Annotated in this window: 24 protein-coding genes and 1 tRNA gene; 8 read left to right on the top strand and 17 right to left on the bottom strand. The window is 69.3% G+C overall.

Going from position 1 to position 26921, the window contains the following annotated elements:
• Positions 1-265: 265 nt before the first annotated feature.
• From ACFTWF_RS37770 to ACFTWF_RS37745, 6 genes are all read right to left on the bottom strand, one after another.
• Entirely contained in the window at positions 266-1231 is a 966-nt protein-coding gene (locus ACFTWF_RS37770; RefSeq protein ID WP_378466186.1) for a sulfite exporter TauE/SafE family protein, read from the bottom strand.
• Positions 1232-1492: 261 nt separating this feature from the next.
• A complete protein-coding gene (locus ACFTWF_RS37765; protein ID WP_378466185.1) occupies positions 1493-2737 on the bottom strand; it encodes a saccharopine dehydrogenase family protein in 1245 nt (414 codons plus the stop codon).
• Positions 2738-2773: 36 nt separating this feature from the next.
• Positions 2774-3184: a DUF2784 domain-containing protein gene (locus ACFTWF_RS37760; protein ID WP_378466184.1), complete on the bottom strand. Its 411-nt coding sequence runs from the start codon at positions 3182-3184 to the stop codon at positions 2774-2776.
• A gap of 75 nt (positions 3185-3259) precedes the next feature.
• A complete protein-coding gene (locus tag ACFTWF_RS37755) occupies positions 3260-3676 on the bottom strand; it encodes a universal stress protein (RefSeq protein ID WP_378466183.1) in 417 nt (138 codons plus the stop codon).
• Positions 3677-3781: 105 nt separating this feature from the next.
• A complete protein-coding gene (locus tag ACFTWF_RS37750) occupies positions 3782-5236 on the bottom strand; it encodes an SDR family NAD(P)-dependent oxidoreductase (RefSeq protein ID WP_378466182.1) in 1455 nt (484 codons plus the stop codon).
• A 72-nt stretch (positions 5237-5308) separates the two neighbouring features.
• Positions 5309-5394: transfer RNA gene (locus ACFTWF_RS37745), tRNA-Leu, on the bottom strand.
• A gap of 111 nt (positions 5395-5505) precedes the next feature.
• Here ACFTWF_RS37745 and ACFTWF_RS37740 point away from each other — a divergent pair.
• Both ACFTWF_RS37740 and ACFTWF_RS37735 read left to right on the top strand, forming a co-directional pair.
• Complete coding sequence (locus tag ACFTWF_RS37740; protein ID WP_378466181.1) at positions 5506-6858, top strand: M20/M25/M40 family metallo-hydrolase; 1353 nt, start codon at positions 5506-5508, stop codon at positions 6856-6858.
• A gap of 34 nt (positions 6859-6892) precedes the next feature.
• The gene (locus ACFTWF_RS37735) at positions 6893-7423 is read left to right on the top strand and encodes a YbhB/YbcL family Raf kinase inhibitor-like protein (RefSeq protein WP_378466180.1); all 531 of its coding nucleotides are present in this window, start codon (positions 6893-6895) and stop codon (positions 7421-7423) included.
• Positions 7424-7490: 67 nt separating this feature from the next.
• Here ACFTWF_RS37735 and ACFTWF_RS37730 read toward each other — a convergent pair whose 3' ends face one another.
• Genes ACFTWF_RS37730 through ACFTWF_RS37720 form a run of 3 tightly spaced genes read right to left on the bottom strand, consistent with a single transcriptional unit; the run spans position 7491 to position 9828 of the window.
• Positions 7491-8561 carry a quinone-dependent dihydroorotate dehydrogenase gene (locus ACFTWF_RS37730; protein ID WP_378466179.1) on the bottom strand — a complete coding sequence of 357 codons (1071 nt, stop codon included), beginning with the start codon at positions 8559-8561 and terminating at the stop codon, positions 7491-7493.
• Positions 8562-8571: 10 nt separating this feature from the next.
• On the bottom strand, positions 8572-8817 hold the full coding sequence (locus tag ACFTWF_RS37725) for a DUF5703 family protein (RefSeq protein ID WP_185724252.1): 246 nt from the start codon (positions 8815-8817) through the stop codon (positions 8572-8574).
• On the bottom strand, positions 8818-9828 hold the full coding sequence (locus ACFTWF_RS37720; protein ID WP_378466178.1) for a hypothetical protein: 1011 nt from the start codon (positions 9826-9828) through the stop codon (positions 8818-8820).
• A gap of 184 nt (positions 9829-10012) precedes the next feature.
• Here ACFTWF_RS37720 and ACFTWF_RS37715 point away from each other — a divergent pair, with 184 nt between their 5' ends.
• A complete protein-coding gene (locus ACFTWF_RS37715) occupies positions 10013-10366 on the top strand; it encodes a hypothetical protein (RefSeq protein WP_378466177.1) in 354 nt (117 codons plus the stop codon).
• Positions 10367-10375: 9 nt separating this feature from the next.
• On the opposite strand, the gene ACFTWF_RS37710 is transcribed toward ACFTWF_RS37715, so the two are convergent.
• The 5 genes from ACFTWF_RS37710 to ACFTWF_RS37690 form a co-directional block, all read right to left on the bottom strand.
• On the bottom strand, positions 10376-11254 hold the full coding sequence (locus tag ACFTWF_RS37710; RefSeq protein WP_378466176.1) for a heme ABC transporter ATP-binding protein: 879 nt from the start codon (positions 11252-11254) through the stop codon (positions 10376-10378).
• On the bottom strand, positions 11251-12324 hold the full coding sequence (locus tag ACFTWF_RS37705; RefSeq protein ID WP_378466175.1) for a FecCD family ABC transporter permease: 1074 nt from the start codon (positions 12322-12324) through the stop codon (positions 11251-11253). Before ACFTWF_RS37705 ends, ACFTWF_RS37710 begins: the two co-directional genes overlap by 4 nt.
• Positions 12321-13358, bottom strand: a complete 1038-nt coding sequence (locus ACFTWF_RS37700; protein WP_378466174.1) for a hemin ABC transporter substrate-binding protein — start codon at positions 13356-13358, stop codon at positions 12321-12323. Before ACFTWF_RS37700 ends, ACFTWF_RS37705 begins: the two co-directional genes overlap by 4 nt.
• Positions 13355-14041, bottom strand: coding sequence for a heme oxygenase (biliverdin-producing) (locus tag ACFTWF_RS37695; protein ID WP_378466173.1), 687 nt, complete (start codon positions 14039-14041; stop codon positions 13355-13357). Before ACFTWF_RS37695 ends, ACFTWF_RS37700 begins: the two co-directional genes overlap by 4 nt.
• Before the next feature lie 97 nt (positions 14042-14138).
• Complete coding sequence (locus tag ACFTWF_RS37690) at positions 14139-15068, bottom strand: aldo/keto reductase (RefSeq protein WP_378466172.1); 930 nt, start codon at positions 15066-15068, stop codon at positions 14139-14141.
• A gap of 235 nt (positions 15069-15303) precedes the next feature.
• Here ACFTWF_RS37690 and ACFTWF_RS37685 point away from each other — a divergent pair, with 235 nt between their 5' ends.
• The 5 genes from ACFTWF_RS37685 (at position 15304) to mshC (ending at position 19806) form a co-directional block, all read left to right on the top strand.
• On the top strand, positions 15304-16149 hold the full coding sequence (locus ACFTWF_RS37685) for an undecaprenyl-diphosphate phosphatase (protein WP_378466190.1): 846 nt from the start codon (positions 15304-15306) through the stop codon (positions 16147-16149).
• Positions 16150-16189: 40 nt separating this feature from the next.
• Positions 16190-16888, top strand: a complete 699-nt coding sequence (locus tag ACFTWF_RS37680) for a histidine phosphatase family protein (protein WP_378466171.1) — start codon at positions 16190-16192, stop codon at positions 16886-16888.
• Positions 16889-17088: 200 nt separating this feature from the next.
• Positions 17089-17682: a DUF3090 domain-containing protein gene (locus tag ACFTWF_RS37675; RefSeq protein ID WP_185724242.1), complete on the top strand. Its 594-nt coding sequence runs from the start codon at positions 17089-17091 to the stop codon at positions 17680-17682.
• 3 nt (positions 17683-17685) lie between these two features.
• Positions 17686-18486, top strand: a complete 801-nt coding sequence (locus ACFTWF_RS37670) for an SCO1664 family protein (protein ID WP_378466170.1) — start codon at positions 17686-17688, stop codon at positions 18484-18486.
• Positions 18487-18558: 72 nt separating this feature from the next.
• Positions 18559-19806, top strand: a complete 1248-nt coding sequence (gene mshC / locus ACFTWF_RS37665) for a cysteine--1-D-myo-inosityl 2-amino-2-deoxy-alpha-D-glucopyranoside ligase (RefSeq protein ID WP_378466169.1) — start codon at positions 18559-18561, stop codon at positions 19804-19806.
• A gap of 39 nt (positions 19807-19845) precedes the next feature.
• Here the strand turns inward: mshC and ACFTWF_RS37660 are convergent, their stop codons facing one another.
• The 3 genes from ACFTWF_RS37660 to ACFTWF_RS37650 are packed head-to-tail and all read right to left on the bottom strand — an operon-like array spanning position 19846 to position 26842.
• A complete protein-coding gene (locus ACFTWF_RS37660; RefSeq protein ID WP_378466168.1) occupies positions 19846-24003 on the bottom strand; it encodes a TIGR02680 family protein in 4158 nt (1385 codons plus the stop codon).
• Positions 24000-25394, bottom strand: coding sequence for a TIGR02678 family protein (locus ACFTWF_RS37655; protein ID WP_378466167.1), 1395 nt, complete (start codon positions 25392-25394; stop codon positions 24000-24002). Before ACFTWF_RS37655 ends, ACFTWF_RS37660 begins: the two co-directional genes overlap by 4 nt.
• Positions 25391-26842: a TIGR02677 family protein gene (locus tag ACFTWF_RS37650; RefSeq protein ID WP_378466189.1), complete on the bottom strand. Its 1452-nt coding sequence runs from the start codon at positions 26840-26842 to the stop codon at positions 25391-25393. The genes ACFTWF_RS37655 and ACFTWF_RS37650 overlap by 4 nt, the downstream gene beginning before the upstream one ends.
• Positions 26843-26921 lie beyond the last annotated feature (79 nt).

The following is a 26921-nucleotide window of genomic DNA, read 5'->3' as shown; positions in this document are numbered from 1 at the left end:
TCGTCGATCACCTTCACCGCACCCGACCAGAAACCGTCGACGTCGATCCCGGTCCCCGGCAACGCCTCCTCGTTCACGAAGTCGTAGAGCACCTTAGCGACCTGCAGACCGCCGACCTCAACACGCTCAGTCATGAAAAGCCTCACTGTTCCGTTTTCGGAGCACCGGACAGGTGCCATGAACCAGGAGCAATGTTACCCGCTGGTAGGGATGCAGTGTGGCGATGTCCGGCGGCGGAATGCCGGAGAGCGAGCGGACGGTGTGCTCAGGCCTTCTCGCCGGTAGACGGCTCGAACTCGGGGGTGTCCGACTCCACCGGAGTCTCGCGGTCGGCGTCGATCCGGTGCAGATCCCCGGCCGCCTCGGCAGCGCTGAGACGCGAACGGCGCCATGCGACGACGAGCAACCCCGCCCAGATCGCGACGAGCGCCACGTATCCGAAAGCGGCGGCGACGCCGGCAACGTCGAACGTCTTGAACAGCTTCTGCGCGTTGGTGATGATGATGATTCCGCCGACACCGGTTCCCAGCAGGGTCGCCGGCACCCGGCTGACGAGCCACGCGGCGATGGGTGCGGCGAGCATGCCGCCGAGGGCCAGGCCCGCGATGATGGGGATGTTGTCGAAGAAGTCGCTGCCCAGACCGAAAATGAACCCGATGCTTGCCGCGGCCGACACCAGAAACTCCGATGCGCTGACCGAACCGATGACGGTGCGCGGTGCAGTCTTGCCTCGCGACAACAGCGTGCTGGTGGTGATCGGCCCCCAACCGCCGCCGCCGCTCGCGTCGATGAAACCACCGAACAGCCCGAGCGGCGAAAGGAACTTCGCCGTGTGCGGCGAGGTTCGGGCGTCGTTGACGGCGGGCGGACGGATCGAGAAGCGGAGGAGGACGTAGACGCCGATCGCCAGCAGGATCGTGGACGTCACGGGCACGGCGGCGGCCGTCGACAGCTGCGACAGCACCGTGGCGCCGAGGAACGCGCCGATGGCGCCGGGGACGCCCAGGCGAAGCACGAGGGGCCAGTCGATGTTCTTGAACCGCCAGTGCGACGCACCGGAGGCGAGGGTGGTGCCGACCTCCGCGAAGTGCACCGCCGCGCTGGCATGCGCGGGTCCGACGCCGCTGAACACGAGCAGGGTGGTCGCAGTCACGCCGAAGGCCATGCCGAGAGCGCCGTCGACCAGCTGGGCACCCACGCCGACCAGCGTGAAAATCAAGAGCTTGAACATCGAGACTCCGACCGAGAGAACGAACCGTCAGGGCAGCAACACCAGCGAGCAGGCTGGTCAGCAACATCCCTGGTCGAAGGCGTGGCCTCGGCGGGAGGGCCAGAAGGGCTCGAGGGCGAGCGAGGCCGCGGGGCCTGCCTGCGCGCTCGTGCCGTTCACTCGGACTCCCGTGTCTCTCGTCTCGCGCACGGTCATCCGCGCACAAGGGTCGACATTAGCGGGAGTAGTGGGCGCGTGTCATCTTCACACGCGCCCGATCCCTCACAATTTTCGTGCGGAAATCTCGAAGCCCGCGTCCCGCAGACGTGTCACCAGCACGTCGCCGAGTGCCGTCGCGGGAGTGAGGACGCCGGCCGCGTCCGGAAGCGCGTCGCCGCCGAGGACGAGGCTCAGCGCGGATTCACCGAGCATCACGGCGGTGGCGCTGTATCCGGGGTCGCCCTTCGCCTTCACCCGTGACGTGTAGCGCGCCCCGGTGGTGGTGGTCGTGTACAGGTCGATGGTGAAGTGCCCTTTCCGCTGGGCGTCCTCGCTGGGCCCGTCGCCCGGCGAGGGCAGGACGCGGTCGAGGAGGTAGCGCGTGGGCGGGATCGCCATCCCGACCACCATCGCGCCGAGTCCGGCGGCGACCGCACCCGCGACGACCGGTGTGAGCGGCGAGCTTCCGACGTTCATGACCTCGCGGTACTTGAACTGCCTGCCGTACGCCCAGTCCCGGAGCGCATTGCTCCGCCGCACGATCCGGGTGTTGTAGGGCCCCATGAAGAAGGGCGCTTTCCAGCCCTTCAGATCGGGCGCGATGTCCGTGCCGTTGACCACGCTCATGTCCGATTGCCTACCGAGGTCCGGTTCCTTCGCGGGGGCGGGGCTCAGCGAGTACGGCGACGCTGCGAGGCGCCGCAACGCCGGATCCTTCTTCGACACGTCCACCTGGGTACGCAGCGAATCGATCGTGCCGCCGCTGACGCCGCCGCGTACGGACGTGACCACCAGGGTGGTGTCCGTGAGCTCGCCGGCGCCGTCGGCCTGGACCTTCCCGTGGAGCACGTGCACGCCGATGTCGGAGGGAACGGAGTCGAATCCGCAGGAATGGACGATCCGGGCGCCGGTCTCGCGGGCCCGGTCGTGGTTGGCGTCGATGCTCTCGCGGGCGAACAGCACCTCCCCGGTGAGGTCGACGTAGTCCGTGCCCGCCTCGGCGCAAGCGGAGGCGAGGGCGTGGCCGTACTTGGCGTAGGGGCCGACCGTCGTCGCGACCACACGGGTGCGTCCGGCCAGGGCGGCGAGCGATGCGTCGTCGTCGGAGTTCGCGACGATGACGGGCCAGTCGGCCGCCCGCGGGCCGAGCGAGGACCGCACCGCCTCGAGTTTGGCGGCGGTCCGCCCGGCGAGCGCGATCCGCACACCGTCCGGGGCGTGCTGCGCGAGATAGTCGGCGAGAAGCTTGCCGACGAAACCGGTGGCCCCGTAGACGACGAGATCCAATTCACGTGCGCTGTCTGTCATGGCACGACCCTACTCGCCGGTAGGGAGTGGGTGGGCTCAGACTCCGGCACCGCCCGGGCGGGTGTGTTCGAGGGGCGCCCTGGTACGCACGCGGAGGACGACGTACCCGACCCAGGAGGTGACGACGGCCAGCGCGACGAGCGTCTCGACCGCGCCGGCGGCCGATTCCGGGTAGACGACCCCGGTGAGGTAATGGGCGATGAAACCGGACGAGGGGAGTGGTTCCTGCCCGGCGTGCACCCGGGCCCAGCTCTCCAGGTGCGTGAGTGGGCAGTCGATACCGACGAGGAGACCGGTGAAACCCCAGGCCACGGCGGCGAGGTGGAGTGCGATGGTGCGCGGCCAGTGCCATGCGAGGAACCCGCCGCCGACGACGTACAGGATGAAGATCAGGTGCGCGACGACCGTGACGTCGGCGCCGATCTCGTAGAAGACCACGCTCCCCATCGATGCACCCCTGACATCCGAACTGTTCCCTACGCCATCGTAGGCGTCGTCCGGCCGGGTCCGCGCGGTATCGGTTCAGGCGGTGCCGCGCGCGTCTTCCTTGACCACCAGGATCGGAATGTCGACCTCCAGCAGGAGTCGCTGCAGCCATCGTTCCAACAAGAATTTGCCGACCGGCGACATGCGCCGGGTACCGACGACGAGAAGGTCGGCGCCGCTGCGGTCGACCAGAGTGCGCAGTGCGCTCACCTGATCGCCGTCGTGTTCGTTGGTGCGCAGTTCCCAGGACGACTCGCCGACCCCGCCACTCTCGAGCGTGGCCTGGATCTCGGCACGCAGCGCGGACCGGTCGGACTCGGCGTCCTGCCCGGGGTCGTCGTCGAGGACGTGGAGGACGAGCAGCTGTTCCCGTCGTTGCACAGCCTCTCGGGCCGCGTGGACGATGGCCGCCCGGCCTTCCGGGCTGTCTCGGTGGACAACGGCTATCGCCATGAAGCGCCTCCATGCTCGCGGATCGGTACGGCTCCCATTATCCCCGTGCCGGAGAGTGCTCCCGCTGTGTCGATGCTCTCGTCGACGAAACCGGGCGGTGCTCGATCACCAGGGTGAGGGCTCGTAATCCTTCAGGAAACAGCCGTGCAGATCGACGCCCTGCTCGCCCTGGACGATGGGGTCGTAGACGCGGGCGGCACCATCGACGAGGTCGAGCGGGGCGTGGAACCCCTCGTCGGCCAGGCGCATCTTGGTGTAGTGCGGGCGCTCGTCGGTGATCCACCCGGTGTCCACGGCGGTCATGAGGATGCCGTCGTCGAGCATCTCCTTGGCGCTCGTGCGGGTGAGCATGTTCAGCGCGGCCTTCGCCATGTTGGTGTGCGGATGCCCCGGACCCTTGTAGGCGCGGCTGAACTGTCCCTCCATCGCGGAGACGTTCACCACGTACTTGCGGCGGGCGCCGGCCGCCGCCATCGTGGGACGCAGGCGGGACACGAGGATGAACGGCGCGACCGAGTTGCACAACTGCACCTCGAGCAGTTCGATCGGGTCGACCTCCTCGACCGTCTGGACCCAGCTGTTCGTGTGCGCCAGATCGGGCAACAGGCCTCCGGCGTCGATCGCGAGACCCTGGTCGATGCGTTCGGGGGACGCCGACTTCGCGACCAGCGCGAGCGAGCTCACGGCGTCGGGGGACAGCGCGGCGCCCGCCATGACGGACACGTCGGACAGCGAGCCCGCGAGTGCCGCCGGGTGGGCATCGCTCGTCTTGCCGAACGTCAGGACGTCGGGCAGGTCGCCGGAGGGCAGGGCGCCGGATTCGGCATCCGCCAGTGCGCTGTAGGCACCGGGGGAGCGCCGGACCGTCTGTGCGGCGTTGTTGATCAGGATGTCCAGCGGGCCCTGCGCTGCGACGGAATCGGCGAGCGCCACGACCTGCGCCGGATCACGCAGATCGATACCGACGACGCGCAGGCGGTGGATCCACTGGTCGCTGTCCTCCATCGCCTTGAACCGGCGGATGGCGTCGTTGGGGAACCGGGTGGTGATCGTGGTGTGGGCGCCGTCGCGCAGCAACCGCAGCGCGATGTACATGCCGATCTTGGCGCGGCCACCGGTCAGCAGTGCCCGGCGTCCGGTGAGGTCGGCGCGCGCGTCCCGCTTGGCCCGGCTCTTCGTCGCGCACTCGGGGCACAGCTGGTGGTAGAAGGCGTCGACCCTGATGTAGCGCTGCTTGCAGATGTAGCAGGGGCGGGGCCGGATGAGGGTTCCTGCGGACGCGCCGTCGGCGTTCGACGTGAGTGGGATGCCCGCGGTCTCGTCGTCGATCCGATCGGGTGACCCGGTCGCGGTCGCGGCGACGACCTGCCGGTCGGCCTCGGAGACGGCGTCCCGGGCGGCGATGCGCCGACGCTTCTTCAGCTTCTTGAAGAGGTGACCGACGGCACGCTGGACCGTGACGGAATCGGGATCCGCATCGTCGAGTTCCGCCGCCTGATCGAGAACCTTCAGGCAGATCTCGAGATCCGCCGGATCGATCGTCGTCGTTGTTTCACCCATCGAACTTCGCCCTCTCACGAAGAAAGCCCCGGTTCGATGAACCGGGGCTTTTTCGTCTGTCTCAACTCAGAGTGTCCGAGGGGGGACTTGAACCCCCACGTCCGTTAATAGGACACTAGCACCTCAAGCTAGCGCGTCTGCCATTCCGCCACTCGGACTTGCCTGCCCCCATTTCCTGGGTGCTGCAAAAGATTAACCGATGAACCGCCACGGCCCAAATCGCCCCTCTCACCGGAGCGTTTCCGCTGCTCCGGTGGTAGGAAAGTGGAGTGCCAACTACACAGGAAACCCCAGGCCAGGGTCGCGCCGAAGCCGAAGTCGTGGATCTCGTCAGTTCACTGATCCGCTTCGACACGTCCAACACCGGAGAACTCGCCACGACGAAGGGCGAGCGCGAGTGTGCGGAGTGGGTGGCGGCCCAACTGCAGGAAGTGGGTTACGAGACCGAGTACGTGGAGTCGGGGGCACCCGGCCGCGGCAACGTGTTCGCGCGGCTGAAGGGTTCGAACGCCGACCGCGGCGCGCTGCTGCTGCACGGTCACCTCGACGTCGTCCCCGCCGAGCCGGCCGACTGGCGGGTCCACCCGTTCTCCGGAGCTGTCGAGGACGGTTACGTGTGGGGTCGCGGCGCCGTCGACATGAAGGACATGGTCGGGATGATCCTGGCGGTCGCCCGCCAGTTCAAGGCCGAGGGGATCGTTCCGCCCCGCGATCTCGTGTTCGCGTTCGTCGCCGACGAGGAGGCCGGTGGCAAGTACGGCTGCCAGTGGCTGGTCGAGAATCGTCCCGACCTGTTCGAGGGCGTCACGGAAGCAGTCGGCGAGGTCGGCGGGTTCTCCCTGACCGTTGCCCGCCCGGACGGCACCGACCGCAGGCTCTATCTCGTCGAGACCGCGGAGAAGGGCCTCGGATGGATGCGGCTCACCGCCAAGGGACGGGCCGGACACGGTTCGTTCCTGCACGGCGAGAACGCCGTGACCATCCTGGCTCAGGCGGTCGCCCGGCTGGGCGCGCACACGTTCCCGCTGGTCATGTCCGACTCGGTGGCCGAATTCCTCGCGGCGGCCGGCGAGGAGACCGGACTCGACTTCGACACGACGTCGCCGGACCTCCACGGCACCCTCGCGAAACTCGGCACCATCGCCAACATCATCGGCGCCACGCTCCACGACACCGCGAACCCGACCATGCTGTCGGCCGGTTACAAGGCCAACGTCATCCCGCAGACCGCGGAAGCCGTCGTCGACTGCCGCATCCTGCCCGGCAGGCAGGCCGAATTCGAGGCAACGATCGACGAACTCATCGGGCCGGACGTCTCGCGTGAATGGATCACCAAGCTCGACTCCTACGAGACCACGTTCGACGGGGACCTCGTCGACGCCATGAACGACGCAATCCTCGCGCACGATCCCGAGGCCCGGACCGTGCCGTACATGCTGTCGGGCGGAACCGACGCCAAGGCGTTCGCGAAGCTCGGCATCCGGTGCTTCGGGTTCGCTCCGCTGCAGTTGCCGGCCGACCTCGATTTCAGTGCGCTGTTCCACGGCGTCGACGAACGGGTACCCGTCGACGCACTACTGTTCGGTACACGCGTGCTTGAACATTTCCTGCTCCACAGCTGATCCGAAAACCGATACGCGACAAGAGAGGAACCGCATGTCACACGACCCGTACGAGGCCCTTCCCGACCTGCCGAGTTTCGAGCTGACCTCCACCGACGTCACCGACGGGCAGCCACTGAACAAGGACCAGGTCAGCGGGATCTTCGGCGCCGGCGGCTACGACAACTCACCGCAGCTGTCGTGGTCGGGATTTCCCGCCGAGACCAAGAGCTTCGCGGTGACGGTGTACGACCCCGACGCGCCGACGGCGTCCGGGTTCTGGCACTGGGCGGTCGCGAACATTCCGGCCGACACGACGACGCTGGTGAACGGTGCGGGCGACGACGACGGAACCGGGCTCCCGGCCGGGGCGATCACCCTGAAGAACGACGCCGGACTGCGCCGCTTCCTCGGTGCGGCACCGCCGGCAGGTCACGGCCCGCACCGGTACATCATCGCGGTTCACGCGCTCGACGTGGAGACCCTCGACGGGGTCACGGCCGACTCGACGCCGGCGTTCCTGGGATTCAACCTGTTCTCCCACGCCATCGCGCGCGCGAAGATTCAGGGGATGTACGAGCAGTAGGTCCGGAAAACGCGGGTGGCCGGCGAATCCTCGGGATTCGCCGGCCACCGGTCTCTGCGCGGACCCGTCAGCGCACGGCGCCCGCACCGACCGCGTCGGCGACGGACGAGTACCCGGCGTCGCGGACCTTCCGCGCCAGCCCCCGGTGGATGCGGCGGGCCCAGAAGGGCCCCCCGTAGATGAAGCCCGTGTACCCCTGCACGAGGGACGCGCCGGCCAGGATCCGCTCCCACGCCTGGTCGACGGTCTCGATGCCGCCCACGGAGATCAGCACCAGACGGTCACCGACCCGCGCGTGCAGACGGCGGAGAACCTCGAGGGATCGTTCGGCGACCGGGGGCCCGGACAGCCCGCCCGCACCGATCGCCGTGACCTCGGCGTCCGGGGTGTTCAGCCCGTCGCGGCGGATGGTGGTGTTGGTCGCCACGATCCCGGCGAGACCGAGTTCGAGGGCGAGATCCGCGACCGCGTCGACGTCGTCGTCGGACAGGTCCGGCGCGATCTTCACCAGGACGGGGACGGTCACGGTGTCGAGAACGGCCTGCAGGAGGGGCCGGAGGGATTCGACGGCCTGCAGGTCCCGCAGTCCCGGGGTGTTCGGTGAGCTGACGTTGACCACCATGAAATCGGCGAGCGGGCCGAGCAGTTGCGCGCTGGCCGTGTAGTCGACCGGGGCGTCCGCGGCGTCGACGATCTTGGTCTTGCCGATGTTCGCACCGATCGGGACACCGGCCCTGCGCTGCCGCAGATGGTTGGCCGCGTTGCCCGCGCCGTGGTTGTTGAAACCCATCCGGTTGATCAGGGCGCGGTCCGCGGGAAGCCGGAACAGGCGCGGAGCCGGGTTGCCGGGCTGCGCCTGAGCGGTGACGGTGCCCACCTCCGCGAACCCGAATCCGAGAGGACCCCAGGTGTCGACGCCGGTCGCATCCTTGTCGAACCCGGCGGCCAGCCCGAGCGGCGCGGGGAAGTCGAGTCCGAACACGGTGTTGCGCAGCACCGGATCGTTCACCACGAGAACCCTCTCGACGAGGCGGCGCAGCGGCGAGAACCGCGTGACCAGGCGCATCGCAGCGAAGGCCAGGTGATGAATCCGCTCCGGAGGAAAGCGGAACATCACCCTCAAGAGCAGGTGGTACAAGGAGGTCTCCCTAGATTGCGGGGTCGGGGACATGGTGCGCGGTTTTCCTTCGCTTGAGCAGGACACGGCGGCTTCCGTCGGAGTACAGACGGACCCGCGACAGTTCCCAGCCGCCGAACTCCGCCTGGATGGCGAGTCTCATCGAGGCGCTGATCCGCGTGACGTCGGGTGGCAGCCGCAGTGGCACGTATTCGAAGTCCTCGGATTCGGTCTCCCACCCCGAGGGGAGTCGACGTGAATGGGAATGCGATGCCATCTACGAACTCCTCGTCGGGATCTGTTGCAGGCCGTCTCCCGTCGCGGATCCGATCAGGAGGTCACCGTTCACGGTATCCACAGTGACAGAGTTCGGCTGCCGGACGGTCGGATAGCGTGCAGTTTCCACGCCCACGCCGCTCGACAGATCGAACCCGACCACTTCGTTGGTCCCGGTCAGCGTGACCCACGCCCGGTCGGCGGTGTCGTCGTAGGCGACGGCGTACGGCGCAAGGCCGGCGGGAAAACGCTGGCGCAGCATCAAGGTGTCGGTGGTGTACGCGAGCAATTCGTCGCCGGTGGTGTCGGTGACGAGGATGCGCCCGTAATGATCCGTCGTGAGCTGGGTGGCACCCTCGCCGGCCCGCAAGGCGACGCCTAGCGCGGAACCGGGGACGTCGATGGCGGTGACGGACGTCTGACCACGGTCGAGTGCGGTGAGGGAGTCGCCGACGACGGCTAGCCCGTCGACGGACGTCAGGCCGTCGATCACCTGTGATTCGTTCGTCGCGCTGTTCACGATGTGAATCTCGCCATTGCTCAGACCCATGGCGAGGCGTCCGTCGGGCAACTCGGCGACCGAGCGCACATCGCCGCCTGCGGGCACGAACGTCACAGCGCCCGTCCGCAGATCCAGGCGTCCTACCTGCGTATTCATGGCCAGGAGCGCGACACCGCCGCGTGCGAGCGAGACCTGCGCCACGGCACCGTCCAGCGGGACCACCCGCGGAGCGGCGGCGAAATCCCCGGCCGGGAACAGGAGGATCTGGTTGTTCTCACCCCCCAGGACGACGGTCGTACCGGTCTCGGGGTCGTACGTGGTGGAATCGATCGGCAGGCCGACGGGGTGGACGACTCCCGCTGGCGTGGTGCTCTGGGTGGGGGACTGCGCGGCGGTCGCGGGCGCGATCGTGATCGCCTGATCCTCGTCCGAATTCGACGAACAGCCCGTGACCAGTAGAAACGCCAGTCCGATACACGAGGCGACGACGCGCGCTCCCGGTCTACCCATGTGCTGCTCCTCGGGGTTCTCTCATCGACCTACACCTGCACAACTGTCCACTAGCATCCCTGATCCGCGAAACGCCCACGAATTCGGTCGGTGCCGAGCGGGTTCGGAGGCGATACCGTGAGGATCATCGACCCCGCGCCCGGCGGTTTCCCGACCACCGGCCCAGGTCATCGAGGAGAAGGCCGTGGAAATACCCGAATCGAAGACGTTCACCGTCGAAGACATCTCGGTAGGACCGCATGCGCACGGCTTCGGCCGGACCGCGGAAGGAAACTCCTACGCTTTCCGGGTGCGCAAGAGCACGATGCACGTCGAGGTCTACCGTGCCGACGTCGAAACCGAGGTGCCGGCGCCGGACGACATCGTGGCGTCGTCGCGGCGATCGGTCCGCGAGATCGACCTGACCGACGAACGGAGCATCGTCGCCGTCGTGCGAGACGCCGTATCGCACCCCGACTCCCTGTCGGCACGACCGGAGGACGGGATGACCGTGCGGGCCGTCCTCAGCAGGCTGGGGGCTGTCATCGACGGGCTCTGACCGTCGCGCTCAGCGGTGATCGCGGCGGGGGAGGACGAGAGTCGCGCCGGTCACCGGGTGTTCGATGACCTCGACGGGATGCCCGTACACCCGGGTCAGCAAGTCCTCGGACAGGACGTCGGCGGGTGGCCCGTCCGCGGCGACGCGTCCCCGTTCGAGGACCACGATCCGGTCGGCGTACGCGGCGGCGAGCGCGAGGTCGTGGAGGACGACCACCACGGCCGTGCCCCGTGCGGCGCGCGAGCGGGCGAGACGCATCACCGTCTCCTGGTGGCCGAGGTCGAGGGCGGCGGTCGGCTCGTCGAGGAGGATCGTCTCGGTCCGCTGCGCGAGTACCCGCGCCAGCGCCACGCGGGCGCGTTCGCCACCGGACAACGCGGTGAACGGACGGTCGGCGAACGGCTCGACGTCGCAGATCCGCAGCGCGTCGGCGATCGCGGCGGGGTCCTCGTCGGCGCGGGGTGTGCGCGCCCACGGGGACCGGCCCATCGTGATCACCTGTCGTGCGGTGAACGAGAATCCGACGGTGTTCTGCTGGGGGAGGACGGCCCGGCGCTGGGCCATCTCGAGCGCCGTCCAGTCGCCGAGGTCCCGTTCGTCGAGTGTGACGCTGCCCGACCGCACGTCCTGATCACCGGACAGCGCCGCGAGGAGGGTCGACTTGCCGGCCCCGTTGGGGCCGACGAGGACGAGGACCTCACCGATCCGCACGTCCACGGACACGTCGTCGAGCACCGTCCGATCGCCACGGGTCACCGCGATGCCGGTCGCGCGGAGCGTCACGGACCCGGCGGGCTGCGGCGGGGGCACCGGATCGGTCCGCCGGAACAGGTTCTGCTCGATGGCCTCGCCGATGCGGGTGCGGAACGGGTGGGACGCGGGACTCATGCCCACCCACCCTGGCTGGCCCGGGTGCGGCGCAGCAACCAGAAGAAGAACGGTCCGCCGACCAGGGCCGTCAGCATGCCGAGCGGCAGATCCGCATTCGCCACCAGTGAGCGGGCGCCCAGGTCGGCGAGCAGCAGGACGAGTGATCCGCACAGCGCGCTCGCCGGAACGAGGGCACGGTGGCCGGGCCCGACGGCGATGCGCATCAGATGCGGGACCACCAGTCCGACGAACAGGATGATGCCGGTGAAGGCCACGCTGGACGAGACGAGCAGGGCGACGATCAGCACGGCGATCTGCCGCAGCCGTTCGACGTCGAGACCGAGGTGACGCGCCGCGCTCTCGCCGAGAGAGAGCAGGTCGAGTTTCCCGGCGATCATCATGGTGGCCGCGATTCCGGCGACGGTCATCGGCGCCACCACCGCGACGGCGTTCCAGGTGGCGCCGTTGAGGCTCCCCAGCTGCCAGAAGACGATCTGATCCCGTGCCGCGGGAGACGCGATGAACGTGAAGAAGGCGATGAGACCGCCCGCGAACGCGTTGACGGCCACCCCGGTGAGGACGAGGGTGACCACCTCGGTGCGGCCCTCGTGCCGGGCGAGGACGTAGACGGCGACGGTGGTGATCAGTCCGGCGACGAATGCGGCCGCCGCGACCGTCCACCCGGCGGCGAACGCGCCACCGACCACGATCGCGGCGCTGGCGCCGACCGCGGCGCCGGCGGACACCCCGATGACGCCGGGTTCGGCGAGCGGATTGGCGAACACACCCTGCAGCAGTGCTCCCGCGCATCCGAGCGCGGCCCCCACCAGAATGGCGAGGACCACGCGCGGGAACCGGACCTCCCACAGCGTCACTTCACCGCTGGGGTGCGCGGGCATCGGCCCGACGTCGAGTCCGATGCGGTGCAGGATGCTGCCGACGACCTCTCCTGGGCCGGTGGGGACCTGTCCGATGCAGGCCGAGAACACCGCGGCGACGGCGAGGGCGATCAGCAGACCGGCGAGAACTGCGCCGGTTCGAGTGCGGGACGACGGTGTGCGGGGAGCGTCGAGGTCGGTGACCGTCATGGATTGGCGGGCGGGTAGACGGCATCGGCCAGTGCGCCCAGGACGCGACCCGTGTTGGGGCCGAAGCTGAGCAGCACTCCGTCCTCCATGTCGACGACGCGCTGATTCTTGCCCGCCGGTGTCTGCGCCACGCCGGGGATCTTCTCCAGCCCCTCGACGCCGCCGATCGAGTCGAGCCCGCCCGTCATCATCAGCAGTACGTCGGGGGCGGCGGCGATCAGTGCCTCGCTGGTGATCGGCGCGAACTGCTGCGTGATCCCCGAGGCGGTGCCGGCGTCGACGGCGCCGAGCGCGTCGATCAGCGAGTCGGCACCCGAGCCCGGGCCGCCGATCATGGTGATCGCGGTGCCGCGCAGATAGAGGAACGCGATCTTCAGCGGATCGTCGCCCTCGGGGGAGCGGAGCCGGGCGGCCGCGATCTCGTTTTCGGTGCGGGCCGCGAGTTCGCGGCCCTGCCCGGGCACGCCCAGCGCGTCCGCGACTGCCGTGATCTGCCCGGGGACGCCGTCGAGCGTGCGCGTCGGGTCGAAGTAGACCACCGGAATGCCGGCGGCCCGCAGCTGATCCTGCACGGCCTGCGGTCCGACGCTGGTGTCGGTGAGGATCACCGTCGGCGCCAGCGCGAGGACGGCCTCCGCGTTGAGCGACTGCCCGCCCGGTGTCACCACCGGGACGTCCTGCGCGGCCGGGAAGGCGGAGGCGATGTCCCGGCCCACCACGTTGCCGCCGAGCCCCAGCGCGAAGACCGTCTCGGTGAGTGTTCCGTAGCGATCCGCGGTGACGATCCGGCTCGCGTCCGTGATCGTCACGTCGACTCCGTCGAAACTACGGACGGTGACAGGCAGCGCCGGCGTGGCGGGGGACCCGAGGGGTTCGGGATTCAGGTCGTCCAGGACCGCGGTGCGCGCGCCGGTTCCCTCGCCGCCGGCGCCGGCGCCGGAACTGCAGGCCGACACCGCCACCAGGGACACGAGAAGCAGGACGAGGACGGCGAACAGTGACCTGTCCGTGCGGGTGCGGAATACCGATCTCATCGCGCGAGATACGAGTCGATGCGGGCCTCGAGGTCGGCGAACAGGTCGCCGTTGAGGCGGTAGGCCAGGTTGACCTCGTCGATCACGCGCTGCTGGTCCTCGGCGGACAGGGGTGCGGCGTCGAGCTTCGTGCGATAGGTGTCCTTGAACACCTTGGGTTTCGGGATGTCGTCGAAGGTGTAGAACTGCAGACCGTCGGCGGTGTATCCGTAGGCGCGTTCGAGCATGCGCCGGACGATCTGACCACCGGACAGATCGCCCATGTACCGGATGTAGTGGTGCGCAACGAAACCGGCGGGCCATGCGTACGCCACCTCGCAGAGCCGCTCGACGTAGCGGACGGTCGCCGGGAGCGCGGACACGCTGTCGCGCCACGACGGGCCGCGCAGGAATTCGAGATCCGCCTCCAGGGACGGGACTCGCAGCAGTTCGTCGTAGAGGAACGGAGACGCGACCGCGTTGCCGGTGTGGGTCCGCCCCGCGTCCTCGAGTTCGCGGTAGACGAGGTACGTCTGCGCGAGGAGTTCGGCGTGGCCGTCCGAGGTGAGCTCACCGGCGAGGAGTGCCACGACGAACCGGGACTGCTGAGTCTCGCGGTGCAGGGACTCCGAGCCGGACCTGATGCGCTCGGCGAGGCCGGCGGTTCGGCGATCGGCCGGGTCGGCCTCGTTCAGCGTGGTCATGGCTCTCCTGCAAGGTCAACGGACGTCGGCCGGTGGCACCAGGTTAGCCTGCCCTGCACGTGAACTGCAGGTGCACGTAGCCGGGCTCGTGCCGACGTCAGGCGCTCACGTCGTCGAGCGCCGCCGCGATCGCAGGCGGCAACACCAGTTCCTCGGCGACGAGCACGCCGGTCAGCTGGGCGATGTCGCGGGCCCCGACGACCGCACTCGCGACGCCGGGACGGTCGCGGGCCCAGGCGAGGGCGACGGCGAGCGGTGACGTGCCGAGGCCGTCGGCCGCCGTCACGACGGCGTCGACGACGCGGACGGAGGAGTCGGTGAGGTAACTCTGCACATCCTGGGCGTGCGCGTCGTCGGCTCCGCGTGAATCGACGGGGATGCCGTTGCGGTATTTGCCGGTCAGGACCCCGCGGGCGAGAGGCACCGCCGCGAACACGCCGATCCCGTGATGCGCCGCGGCCGGGACGAGTTCCTCCTCGACGCCCCGCGCCAGCAGCGAGTACTCCACCTGGGTGGCGACGAGTGTCGTGCCCCGGGAGGCGCCCGCCGCGGTGGCCAGCTGCCACCCGAGGTAACCCCGTGCCCCGACATACCGGACCCGGCCGCTCGACACCGCGAAATCGAGTGTGGCGGCGATCTCGTCGACCGGGGTGAAGGGATCCCAGGTGGCCACCTGCCACATGTCGAGATAATCGGTGCCGAGTTCGCGCAGGGTGGCGTCGAGCTGAGCGACGAGGCCTCGTCGCGAGCAGTCGATGCGCGACGGACCCGCAGGATTGATCCCGGAACTGGAGCTCAGGACGAGTTCGGTCCGCGGCACCACGTCGTCGAGCAGTTCCGCCAGGATCCGCTGCGCCACACCGTCGCCGTACGCGGGAGACGTGTCGACGAGTGTGCCGCCCGCGTCCACGAACGCCGCGATCTGCGCCGCGGCCTCGTCGCCGTCCGTGTCCCGACCCCACGTGAGCGTGCCCAGCCCGAGCCGTGACACCCGCAACCCGCTTGCTCCGACCGATCTCTGTTCCATAACCGCCTGCATCTCGTGCTGTAGCTGCAACCCGGGCTTCGCCCCCGAGACTGCTGTCGTCTCCCGGGACCGGCCACCACAGGTGCAGAGTAGTGGGGTATCGCGTGGCCGGGGTCCTGCCACGCCGGATTCTGCCGGAGGTCACCCGCCCCGGTACCGTGGCGCCGGTGAATTACGAACGCGACACGGGAAATTGGCGTCAGAACAGCACATTCGACCTCGGAGCCGGTGAGTGATGGGGGAGGCGATGACCTGGCTCCAGGCGATTGTCCTCGGTGCCGTCCAGGGATTGACCGAATTCCTGCCGATCTCCTCCTCGGGACACCTCCGGATCGTGTCGGAGATCTTCTTCGGTGACGACGCCGGTGCCTCCTTCACCGCCGTCACCCAGCTCGGCACCGAAGCCGCGGTGCTCATCTACTTCGCCCGCGACATCGGACGGATCATCGCGGCGTGGTTCCGGGGGCTGCTGCATCCCGAGCATCGCGGTGACCTGGATTACCGGATGGGCTGGTATGTGATCATCGGCACGATCCCGGTGGGTGTGCTCGGGTTCCTGTTCAAAGACCAGATCCGCACCGGTGCCCGCAACCTCTGGCTGATCGCCACCATGTTGATCGTGTTCGCGTTGGTCATCGCGGCGGCCGAGTACTACGGCCGGAAGGTGCGCCCCATCGAGGACCTGCGCGCCAGGGACGGCATCATCATGGGCTCCGCCCAGGCGCTCGCCCTCATCCCCGGTGTCTCCCGGTCCGGTGGCACGATCAGCGCCGGACTGTTCCTCGGGCTCACCCGGGAAGCCGCGGCGCGCTACTCGTTCCTCCTCGCCATCCCGGCGGTCGTCGCATCCGGGCTGTTCAGCCTTCCGGACGCATTCGAACCGGCCGGTGAGGGTCTCAACGCGAGCGGTCCGCAACTGCTCCTCGCGACGGTGATCGCGTTCGCCATCGGCTACGCGTCCATCGCCTGGCTGCTGCGGTTCGTCGTCGACCACTCGATGTACTGGTTCGTCGGATACCGGATCATCCTCGGTGTCGTGGTCCTGTCGCTTCTCGCGACCGGCGTCGTGTCGGCCACCTGAGATCGGGCGGCCGGGGACCGCGCGACACTAGGCTGGGCCAATGACAGTTGTGCTGCTGCGCCACGGGCGGTCGACCTCGAACACCGCGCACACGCTCGCCGGCCGGTCACCGGGAGTCGAACTCGACGACCACGGCCGCGAACAGGCGCAGGCCGTCGTGTCCCGGCTGGCGGGCGTGGACATCGAGGAAATCGTGCACTCACCGCTCGTCCGGTGCGAGCAGACGGTCGAGCCGCTCGCCCGGGCACGGGGCCTCACGCCCGTGGTGGAACACCGCCTCGTCGAGGTCGATTACGGAGACTGGACGGGCCGCGAGCTGAAGGTCCTGCTCGAGGAGCCGCTGTGGAAGGTCGTGCAGCAGCATGCGTCCGCGGCGGTCTTCCCCGGCGGAGAAGGGCTCGCCCAGGTCCAGGCCCGCGCCGTCGCCGCGGTCCGGGAGCACGACGCCCGGCTCGCGGAACTGCACGGCCGGGACGTCGTGTGGGTCGCGTGCTCACACGGAGACGTCATCAAGTCGGTCCTCGCGGACGCCCTCGGAGCGCACCTCGACGGATTCCAGCGGATCGTCGCCGAGCCCGCCTCGATCAGCGTCGTCCGGTACACCTCCACCCGTCCGTACGTGCTGAAGATGAACGACACCGGGGTCGACCTGTCCGGAGTGAACACCCCACCGGTGTCCGGGGACGGCGCTCGCGCCGAAGTATCCGGATCGGTGCCGGGTGGGGAGGTCCGGCTGTGAAGATGAGGCGGACCCCGGCTATGAAGATGAGGCGGACCCCGCCGGTGACGATAAGGCGGACCCCGCCGGTGACGATAAGGCAGACCCCGCCGGTCACGATTGACGGATAATGAACGCAACACGCTGCGAGGAACAGTCCGAGACGGAACAACGAGTGGGCAGTGCCGCAGTAGGGCCCGGCTCCAGCTGAAGGAGGTGCAATGTCACGCGCTATTCACGTATTCCGCACTCCTGACCGATTCATTGCCGGGACGGTGGGGGAACCCGGCGACAGGTCGTTCTATCTCCAGGCAGTACACGAGGCGCGAGTGATCAGCGTCCTGCTGGAGAAGCAACAGGTCCAGGTGCTCGCCGACCGGATGGGGCTCCTCCTCGAGGAGGTGCACCGCCGGTTCGGAACCGAAGTTCCGCCGGAGGGGGCCGAACTCGACGATTCGAGTCCGCTGGTCACTCCCATCGACGCAGAATTCCGGGTCGGCACGATGGGCCTGGGCTGGGACGCCGACGCCGGGGCCGTCGTGGTGGAACTGCTCGCGGTCAGCGAGACGGAGTTCGACGAATCCGTCGTCCTCGACGACTCCGAGGACGGACCGGACGCCGTGCGTGTCTTCCTCACCCCGCTGCAGGCACGGGACTTCTCGCTGCGGTCCGAACGGGTCATCGCCGCCGGGCGGGCGCCGTGTCCGCTGTGCGGTGAGCCGCTCGCACCCGAAGGTCACATCTGCATCCGCACCAATGGGTACCGCCGCGGCCAGAGCTTCGGACTCACCCCGGAAATGGACGAGGAGGACTGACGGTTGCCTGCCGCGGAGTCCGACCCTCTCGAATCCGGTGAGCTGACCCTCATCGGCCAGATCACGCAGGCCAGCAATGCCACGCTGGTCTGCGACGCGGTCGCGGGCGAGACCACCGTCCGGTGCGTGTACAAACCGATCCGCGGGGAGCGTCCGCTGTGGGACTTCCCCGACGGCACGCTCGCCGGCCGTGAGTACGCGTCGTACCTCGTGTCCGACAAGCTGGGCTGGAATGTGATTCCGCGCACGTTGCTGCGGGACGGCCCGTTCGGGCCGGGGATGGTCCAGCGGTGGGTGGACACTCCCGATCGGCATGAGGACGCCGGCGGTCTCGACCTGGTCGACATCTGCGCGCCCGACGCCGTGCCCGAGGGCTGGTTCGAGATTCTTCGGGCCACCGACATGGACGGCGAACCGGTCGCCCTCATCCACGCAGATGACCCGCGCCTGCAGCGGATGGCCGTCCTCGACGTGCTGATCAACAACGCCGACCGCAAGGGCGGCCACGCACTCGAGGGTCTCGACGGTTCGGTCTACGGCGTCGACCACGGCATCTGCCTGCACACTGAGAACAAGTTGCGGACCGTGTTGTGGGGATGGGCGGGGACGGAGGTGCCGGGAGCGCTCGTCGTGGACATCGCTGAGCTGATCACTTCGCTCGAAGGCGATTTCGGGGAGCGACTGGGGGAGCACATCACGTCCCGCGAGGTCGCCGCACTGTACGAGCGGGCGGTCGATCTGCTCGCGGCGCCCGTGATGCCCCGCCCGAACGGCCACCGGCCCATCCCGTGGCCCGCCTTCTGACGGACCCTGCAGGAGCCCGTCCGCCGACGGCTCCCTCCGAGGCGGAAATGCGGGTCCACTAGGCTCGCAGTCATGCAGTCTTGGTCCGAAACCGCTGTCCCGTCCGTCCCAGGCCAGGGGCCTCCGCTGCGGTTGTTCGACACCGCTGACCGGCAGGTTCGCCCGGTCACTCCCGGCCGTACGGCCACCATGTACGTGTGCGGGATCACCCCGTACGACGCGACGCATCTCGGTCACGCGGCCACGTACCTGACGTTCGATCTGGTGAACCGGATCTGGCGTGACGCGGGGCACGACGTGCACTACGTCCAGAACGTCACCGATGTCGACGACCCGCTGTTCGAGCGTGCCGACCGCGACGGCGAGGACTGGGTCGTCCTCGGCATGCGCGAGACGGCGCTGTTCCGGGAAGACATGGAAGCGCTGCGGGTGCTGCCCCCGCGCGACTACATCGGTGCGGTGGAATCGATCGGCGAAGTGATCGAGATGGTCGAGAAGTTCGTCGCGTCCGGCGCCGCTTATGTCGTCGACGACCCCGAATTTCCCGACGTGTACTTCCGCGCCGACGCGACGGAGCAGTTCGGCTACGAGTCCGGCTACGACCGCGAGACGATGGCGAAGTTCTTCGCCGAGCGCGGCGGCGACCCCGACCGTCCCGGCAAACAGAATCCGCTCGACGCGCTCGTGTGGCGTGCGGTCCGTCCGGGGGAGCCGTCCTGGCCGTCGCCGTTCGGCCCGGGACGTCCCGGCTGGCACATCGAGTGTTCGGCGATCGCCCTCAATCGCATCGGCTCGGGTTTCGACGTGCAGGGCGGCGGCAGCGACCTGATCTTCCCGCACCACGAGTACTCCGCCGCGCACGCCGAGTCGGCCACGGGAGACCGTCGCTTCGCCCGCCACTACGTGCACACCGGCATGATCGGCCTCGACGGCGAGAAGATGTCGAAGAGCCGCGGCAACCTCGTGTTCGTGTCGAAGTTGCGCGGCGAGGGCGTCGACCCCGCTGCCATCCGCCTCGGGCTGCTGTCCGGGCACTACCGGCAGGACCGGCCCTGGACCGAGCAGGTGCTCGCCGACGCCCACACCCGGCTGACGCTGTGGAAGGACGCCGCGGCACTCGAGTCGGCGCAGTCGGCGACGGACACGATCGCCCGGTTGCGTCAGCATCTCGCGGACGACCTCGACACGCCGAAGGCCCTCGACGCCCTGGACGGCTGGGCCCGTCGCGCCCTCGACAACGGCGGCTCCGACACGGCCGCGCCGAGCGAATTCGCCGCTGCGGTGGACGCACTCCTCGGTGTGCGGCTTCGCCGCCCGTGAGTACTTGTTAACCGCGGGCGGTTAACAAGTACTCACGGGTCAGGCGAACTCGAGAGCCCCCTCCGCGGGGGTCGGGACCCGTCGGCGCAGGGGTGACCCGAGCGCCTGCGCCAGGTCGGTGCCGTCGTGTTCGGCGAGCAGGTCGCCGTCGGACCATACGAGGAGGGTGGCGCTGACGCTCTGCTCGGCGGTCGAGTGCGCCAGATCGTAGTGCGCGCAACCGGGGACGCCGCCGTACGTGATCCACAGGTCGAATCCGGTCATGAACAGGTCGAGGTCGAACTGCACGCTGAGGCCGAGCAGTTCGGCCCGGCCGTTGTCGTCGACGCCGGCGAACGCCTCGTCCAGCGCGAGCAGCCGCGGGGCGTGGGGGTCGGCGGAGTCGAGCATGACGTGCGCCGCGGCGAACAACGGCAGGTGCAGCGAGACGGACTGCTCTCCGCCGGAGAGGGCGCTGTGCCGGGCGACCGTCAGCCGGTCCTCGTTGCCGGCGCCGCTGATCAGGGTGAACGAGAACACGCGCCACCGCCGGTAGTCGAGGGCGGACGCCAGGATCTCCGGGTACGACCGTTCCGGGTGGGCGGCGCGGGCGGTCCGGATCTGGTGGGCGAAGTGCGCGCGCATCGTGGCGAGTTCGTCCGGGCCCAGTGCCGAGGTGTCCCGCTCGAGCAGTTTGGAGATCGCTTTCGCGCTGTCGTCGAGGTTGTCGGCGAGAACCCAGTGGACGCCGATGGTGTTGCCCGACGACATCCGCCGCTCCCGCATCTCGGTGCCCATCCGGGCGATGAGTTCGCGGGCGTCGACGGTGCGTTCGTGAATCTGCTGAGCGAGTCCGGTGAGCAGCGCGTCCTCGAGGATGCGACGTTCGGATTCGGTGAGCAGCAGCTCCTGATCGGAGCGGGCGGCGGCGATGCGGGCGGCGAATTCGCCGATCGACGAGTAGCCGTCGTCGTCCTGTACCTGCACCACGGTCACGCCGTCCGGCGCATCCCATTGCAATCGGTAGTCCTGGCCTGCGGCCGCCAGCTGGGCGTCGAAGTCCTGGAGAGCGGTGGTGAGCGCGGACCGCGTCGATTTGCGGGCCGCGTCGCTGACCCGCACCGATTCGGTGGCGCCGTCCAGTGCCCGGAACAGGGCATCCACCTCGGGCGGAAGAATCGGGGTGTCTTCGGCGGCGTTCTGGATGCGGTACACCAGCTGATCGGCGCTCATCCACGCGGCCGTGCTCGCCGGCCAGGTGTGACCGCCGTCGACACCGAGGAGTTCGAGGAGGTCGCGCCGGGCGTACGGTGCGAGCCGGGCGGCGTCGGAGTGCGTTTCGGTGAGCGCCAGGCGGAGGGTCTGGACCGCGGTGTTGTATGCGCCCTCGGCCTTGCCGATGGCCTCGCCCGCGTCCTTGTCCGCCTTGCGGGCGTCGCGCTGCTCCTTCTTGCACGCCTCGATCCGCGCATGCGCTTCCTCGAGTTGCCGGTCCAATTGCTCGGCCCCCGCACCCAGCGTGTCGCGGAGCGTGTCGAGCCGCTGGACTTGTTGCGCGAGAACTTCTTCGGCGACGGCGGCCTCCTCTGCGAATTCCTCCGCGTTGCCCCGCGCCTCGTGCAGGCGGTCCTCGGACGCGTGGGTGTGCTCCACTTCCTTGGTGTGTTCGCGCCTGCAGCGCTGCACCATCTCGCCCTGCTTCTCGAAATGCCGGACGGCGGCGGCGAGCGAATCGATCTCCCTGGCGACGTGCGGGGTCCGGTGGGTGGACGCGGTGGCCCGGAGCTGCTTCTCTTTCGCGGACAGGTCCGCGATGGCCTGATCGAGCTCGCGGCCGACGGCCGTCGCGGTGTCGGACCGACTGCGGAGGGCGCCGGCCGATTCGGTGACCTTCTTCAGCGCCGTGAGGATCGATCCGGTGCGGGGCAGGGCCCGCGCCGCGGCGGTCACCCGCGTCAGCAGTGCGTCGGCCGCGTCCGCGGAAGCCCGGGCCGTGGCGAGTGCCGCCCGGGTCTCGTCGAGGATGCGGTCGAGTTCGGCGATCCGAGCGGCACGCCTGCGGGTGCGGGCGGTGGTTCCGATGTATTCGGCATCCGGTTTCGTGTGACGTCCGCGCTGGATTCCCTGCCGGTACCCGCCGTCCTCGGCAACACCCACCTGGCCCCCGGACAGGTCCAGGGATTCGAGGGCGATCGACTCGAGGATCCCGCGCACCCGCCCGTCCGGGACTCCCGCGTCCTGCTCGACCTCGAGAACGTCCGCGAGGGTCCGGCCGGTGGGCCGATCGTCGGCGGGAAGTGCCACGAGGAATTGTTCGGACTCGACGTCGGGGAGGGCGTCGTCGACGGGGACCCAGCCGTCGAGGAGGTTCGCGGCCTCGAGGGCGGCCTCGATCCCCGCCGCCGAGGCGGCGTCGACGCCGTCGGCGAAGCGGACCAGGCGCCACAACGGTGCTCCGGCCAGCCGTGAGCGGGTGTCGTGCCGGGCCGCGGACACCTCCGGGGCATCGTCGTGCTCGGATTCGATTGCCGTGCGCACCGATTCGTGTTCGGCGATCGCCTCCGCCGCGGCCGTCGCGTCCCGGTCGTACTGCTGACGACGCAGCCGCAGCGCGTCGACGGCGTCCGTGATCTGTTCCGTCAGTGTCTCCGACAGGGTGGGGGCGTCGTCTTCGCCGACCCGGCCTAGTGCGGTGTCCAGCGCGTCGAACAGCGAAGGGGGCGCGTCGATCTCGGCGTAGAGGGACGACTGGTCCGCCCACCAGGACCGCAGTTCGGTGGCGCATTCGCTGCGGGCCGACTCGACCGCGGTCTCGGCCTCGAGGACGGTCACCTTCGCGGTATCGAGTTGCTCCTGGCCGCGCCGGGCCGCGTCCTCGGCGCGGGTCCGCTCGGTGGTGGCCTTCTCGACGGTCGCGAGCGCGGCCCGGACCGCGCGGATGTCGCCGTCGCGCTCCTCGGTGTGGCCGCGCAGGGCCGCGGTCAGCTGATCGGTGCGCGCATCGGCAGGCAGCGCCGTCCAGGTGATTCCCGCGTCCTCGGCGGCGAGGTGGAGTTCGTCCTCGGCGTGTGCGAGCGCCTCGGCGGCTCGGGTGACCGCGTCGCCCGCTCTGTCGTGCTCCTCGGTCCGCTGTTCGAGGGTCGCCTTGGCCTTGCGCGCCTTCTCCGCCTGCAGTTCGGTCGACTTCTCGAGGGTCGCGACGGCCTGCGCGAGGTCGTCGAGCTGTGTCCGGCCCTCGTAGGCCGTCGACCTCTTCAGCGCGTCGAGGGTGGCATTGGCCTGATCGAGTGCGCGTTCGGCCGTGGTGAAGCGTTCTTCGGCGGCCTCGCGGCTCTCCCGGCTGCGAGCCCGGTCGGCAGCGGCGCCGTGGACTGCGGAGATACCCGAACGCACGGCCCCGAGCCGGGTGGCGAGGTGGTCGACATCGGTGCGTGCCTGCTGGCGCAGGTATTTCGCGTACACGCCGACGAAGCTTTGCGCCGCCTGATCCGCGGCAGCCAGCCCTTCGAGTGCCCGGCCGACCTCCTCCATGTCGCTGAACGAGCGCGCCGCCTCGAGGACCAGTTGCTCGTCGAGGGGGCGCAGACCGTCGGTCAGCGCCTGGGACAGTCCCTTGGGGTCGAGGTTCTTCGCGAGCTGGGGTCGGCGCAGCGTGAGGATGAGGTTGATCAGCTGGTCGTAACGCTGGACACCGAGTCCGAACATCCGGGCGTCGATCGCGGCGCGGTAGTCGAGCGGCCTGTCGGTGATGGAATCGGTGCCGATCTGCTCGCCCAGTTGCTTCTTCGTGAGCGGACGGTCGTCGCTGCCGAGCAACGAGAAGTCGACGCCGACGCGACCGTCGGCCACGAAGTACCAGCGGGTGACCTTGTCGTTGGTGCGGCTGGCACGCATGCCGATGCCGACGGTGACGGCCTCGGGGTCGTCCTTCGCGCCGCGGCAGAATTCCATCCAGACGTAGGAGTACGCACTCTCCTGCCCCCGGTACAGGAGGTTCGACTTCATGGTGCGTTCCTCGCCGGCGAACGGATTGAGCCGTCGAGGTTCGATCCGGCCGTCGAAGACGAAGGGGAACAGCACTTCCAGCGCCTTGGTCTTCCCGGAACCGTTGGGACCGCGGAGCACGAGCCGACCGTCGGCGAAGGAGAACTCCTGATCCCGGTAGTCCCAGAGGTTGATGATTCCGGCGCGGGTGGGCCGGAAACGCGCACTCGTCATGCTGTGACTTCCTCGCTGTCGTTCGCTGAGCTCTGGAACAGGTCGATCTCCGGGGTGCGGTCGCGGATCGTGACCACCACCCCTCGGTAGCGGGCGAGCGCCGGGAGAGCGAGCACCCCGCCCGGCACCGCCGCGGTGAGTCGTAGCCGCTCGAGCAGGGCCAGCGCCGCGCGTCCGAGACCGTCGGGGTCTGCCTGCCATCCGGCGGCGAACGTCCGCCCGAACCGCTCGGTCAGTGTCCGCACCGTGCCGGTGATCCACTCGTCCTCGACGACGGGGAAGATTCGGTCCGACGGGGCCGGGTCCGCGGGTTCGGCGTAGTCGTGGCCCGCGAGGCTGTCGAAGATCCCCGACTGCGGGACGGCGCTGTCGACCTGCTCGATCAGGTGATCGACACGATTGTGCGGCAACGGCATCCGAGCCGGCTCCGGCAGATCCGGATCGAGCACGCGATCGGCGATCTCGCCGGCGAGGAGGAGCGCGACCTGCGCGACCGTGCCGGTGCCGGGGAACCGGATGTCGGAGAGGCGCCCGGAGGTGTCGATCATCGCGACACCCTCCTCGCGCCGCTCCGCGACCAGTCCGGTGAGCAACTCGACATCGGCCGCGGTGCGGGGGAGCGCGAGCTGGACCAGCTCGTGGTCGTCGAGGTCGGCGGCGTAGACCACGGGCCGTTCGACGAGAGCTCGCCGGACCCGCCGAGCCGTCTCCTTCACGTCGACCGGCCGGGTCGACCCGGATTCCGCGGTGTCGTCGTCGGCCACCGCGTCGGCGCCGGCGAGCAGTCCGCGGATCGACCGGAGGTGCTGCAGTGCGCGCGACGGCCGGAACAGCGCGATGACCACGGATCGGTCGATGTCGTACAGCGCTTCTCCCGCATCGGGATTGGCGGCCCACCCGCCGGCGTCACCGTCCGCGAGGGCGATGGCGCCGCGGGCGGCGAGCCAGCCGACGGCGTCGACGAACGCGTCCCGGTCGGATGCGCGTTCGGTGGACAGGTCCACGCCGTCGACCTGCGCGGCGTCGGCGGCCACGTGATCGGCGAGTTCGGACAGCGTGATCTGGTTTCCCGCGCGGCCGAGCGCGGCCAGTGCCAGCGCCAGATAGGCGTAGCGGTAGCGGTCGAACGTGCGGTCGGTGGCCGTCTTGGCGGGCGTTCCGGCGTCCAATCGGTCGCTCACGGTGAACAACCGGGCCGTCGTCTCGGTGACGTCGAGGCGGTACCCGAAGAGGGTCATCAGGTCGTCGCGCAATTCGGTGGCCCACCGGCGCAGCAGCGGAAGTGCGATGCGGTCCGGATACGTTTGTGTCACCAGATGATTCGACAGAATGACGCGGGCCGCGCGCTGATACGAATCGAGGGCGAGCGGCGAAATCTCCCGTGCTTTCACCGAACTCTCACCTGCAGCCCGTCGAGGTGCAGGCGTCCTCGGGCGGTGCGCACCACCGTCGACTCGGTGTGCGGGCTGAGGGTGAGTTTCACGCCGTTCTCCGATCCGGTGCTGCTCTTCACGCGGCCACTGACCGGAACCCGCGCGGTGAGTGCGGCATTGAGCAGGCTCAGCAGGACGTCGGTTTCGGCCTCGTCCAGTTCGCGCTCGTAGACGCCGCCGCGGGCCAGTGACTGGGCGGCGGCGGCGCGGAGCCGCTGCGCCGCCAGCTGTTCCTCGCGGAGGCGGCGCACGCTGCCCTCGTTGCGTTGCACCCGTGCGGGCAGACCCGGGGACGGCGGACGTCCGGTCTCGGCCAGCGTGCGGGAGATCTCCACCGGCGGGGCCTCCCACCACGACCGGGTGTCCGGGATGATGTCGGCGTCCGGGTGCACCATCGAGAGGTGGCGCGGCCGTCCGAGATCGAACACGGCCTGGAACAACGCGTGCGCGGCGTCCTCGGTGGGGGTGGCGGCGAACCAGCCTGCGAGGTGGCGCAATTGGCTTTCCCTGCTCACACCGCCCTTCCGGGTCTCGGTGACCCGGCGCAGCAGCGACAGCACCGCGGCGATCGCGCTCATGGTGCCCTCGCGCAGCCGTTCCGACTCGCTGAGACCCCCGTCCGAGCCGACGAACCAGTGCGTCAACCCCGCCCACCTCGCGCGCCAATCGGATTCGCGTTCGCCGACACCGAGGAATACCCGCTCATCGCTGGCGGCGGCGCGGGCCACCATCGCCTCCACACCGGTGCTCTCGACGAGCGCGATGGCGGCCGCGAGTTTCGGCGCGTACCGCGACAGGTCGGAGCTGAACTCGCGCATGTGGGTGAGGAGTGCGTCCTTGTGGGACATGAACGTTTCGGGGGTGATCTCCGTGGTGCGGACCAGGTCGCCCAGCGTCAGATAGAACTGCGCCGCACGTCCGGCCATGTCGGACAGTGTCGCGTCGAGCCGGTTGAGTTTGCGGTACACCAGATCGTTGTCGGCTGCGCGGTTGGCGGCGGCCAGATCGTTCATGTCGGCGAGGAGGTCGGGCAGCGCCAACCGGGACAGGGACGCGTCGTCGAGGCGTGCGGCGAGCGCGTCCTCGACGGCTCGGAACACCTGGTAGCCGGCCTGGCTGAACTGATACACGAAGTGCCGGTTCCGGTATTCGGCCAGCGTCGCGGCGCGGGTGCCGTCGTAACTGCGCTCGAGCACCTCCCACACGTGGAGTTGCTCGAGCAGCGGGGTGACGTCCGCGGCGCCGAGTTGCCCCGCCGGGTCGTCGACGGCCAGGCCGTCCAGGATGCGGGCGACGTCGCCGGCATGGAGCAGCACGACGTAGTTGGCGCGGGCGTGGTCGAACGCCCGCAGCACCCACAGATACTCCGCGCGCTTCTCCGCAGTGGTGAAGGCGAACAGTTTCAGCCGATCGTCCCGGAGTGGGGGAGTGACGGCCGGACGCGGTGCGCGCAGTCCCGCCGGGGACCGACCTGGATCGCTGCCT

This window comes from Rhodococcus sp. NPDC056960 (assembly GCF_042674125.1).
Lineage (GTDB): Bacteria > Actinomycetota > Actinomycetes > Mycobacteriales > Mycobacteriaceae > Rhodococcus_F.
Note: the sequence above shows the minus strand (reverse complement) of the source record. Positions and strands in the feature narration are given on the sequence as shown.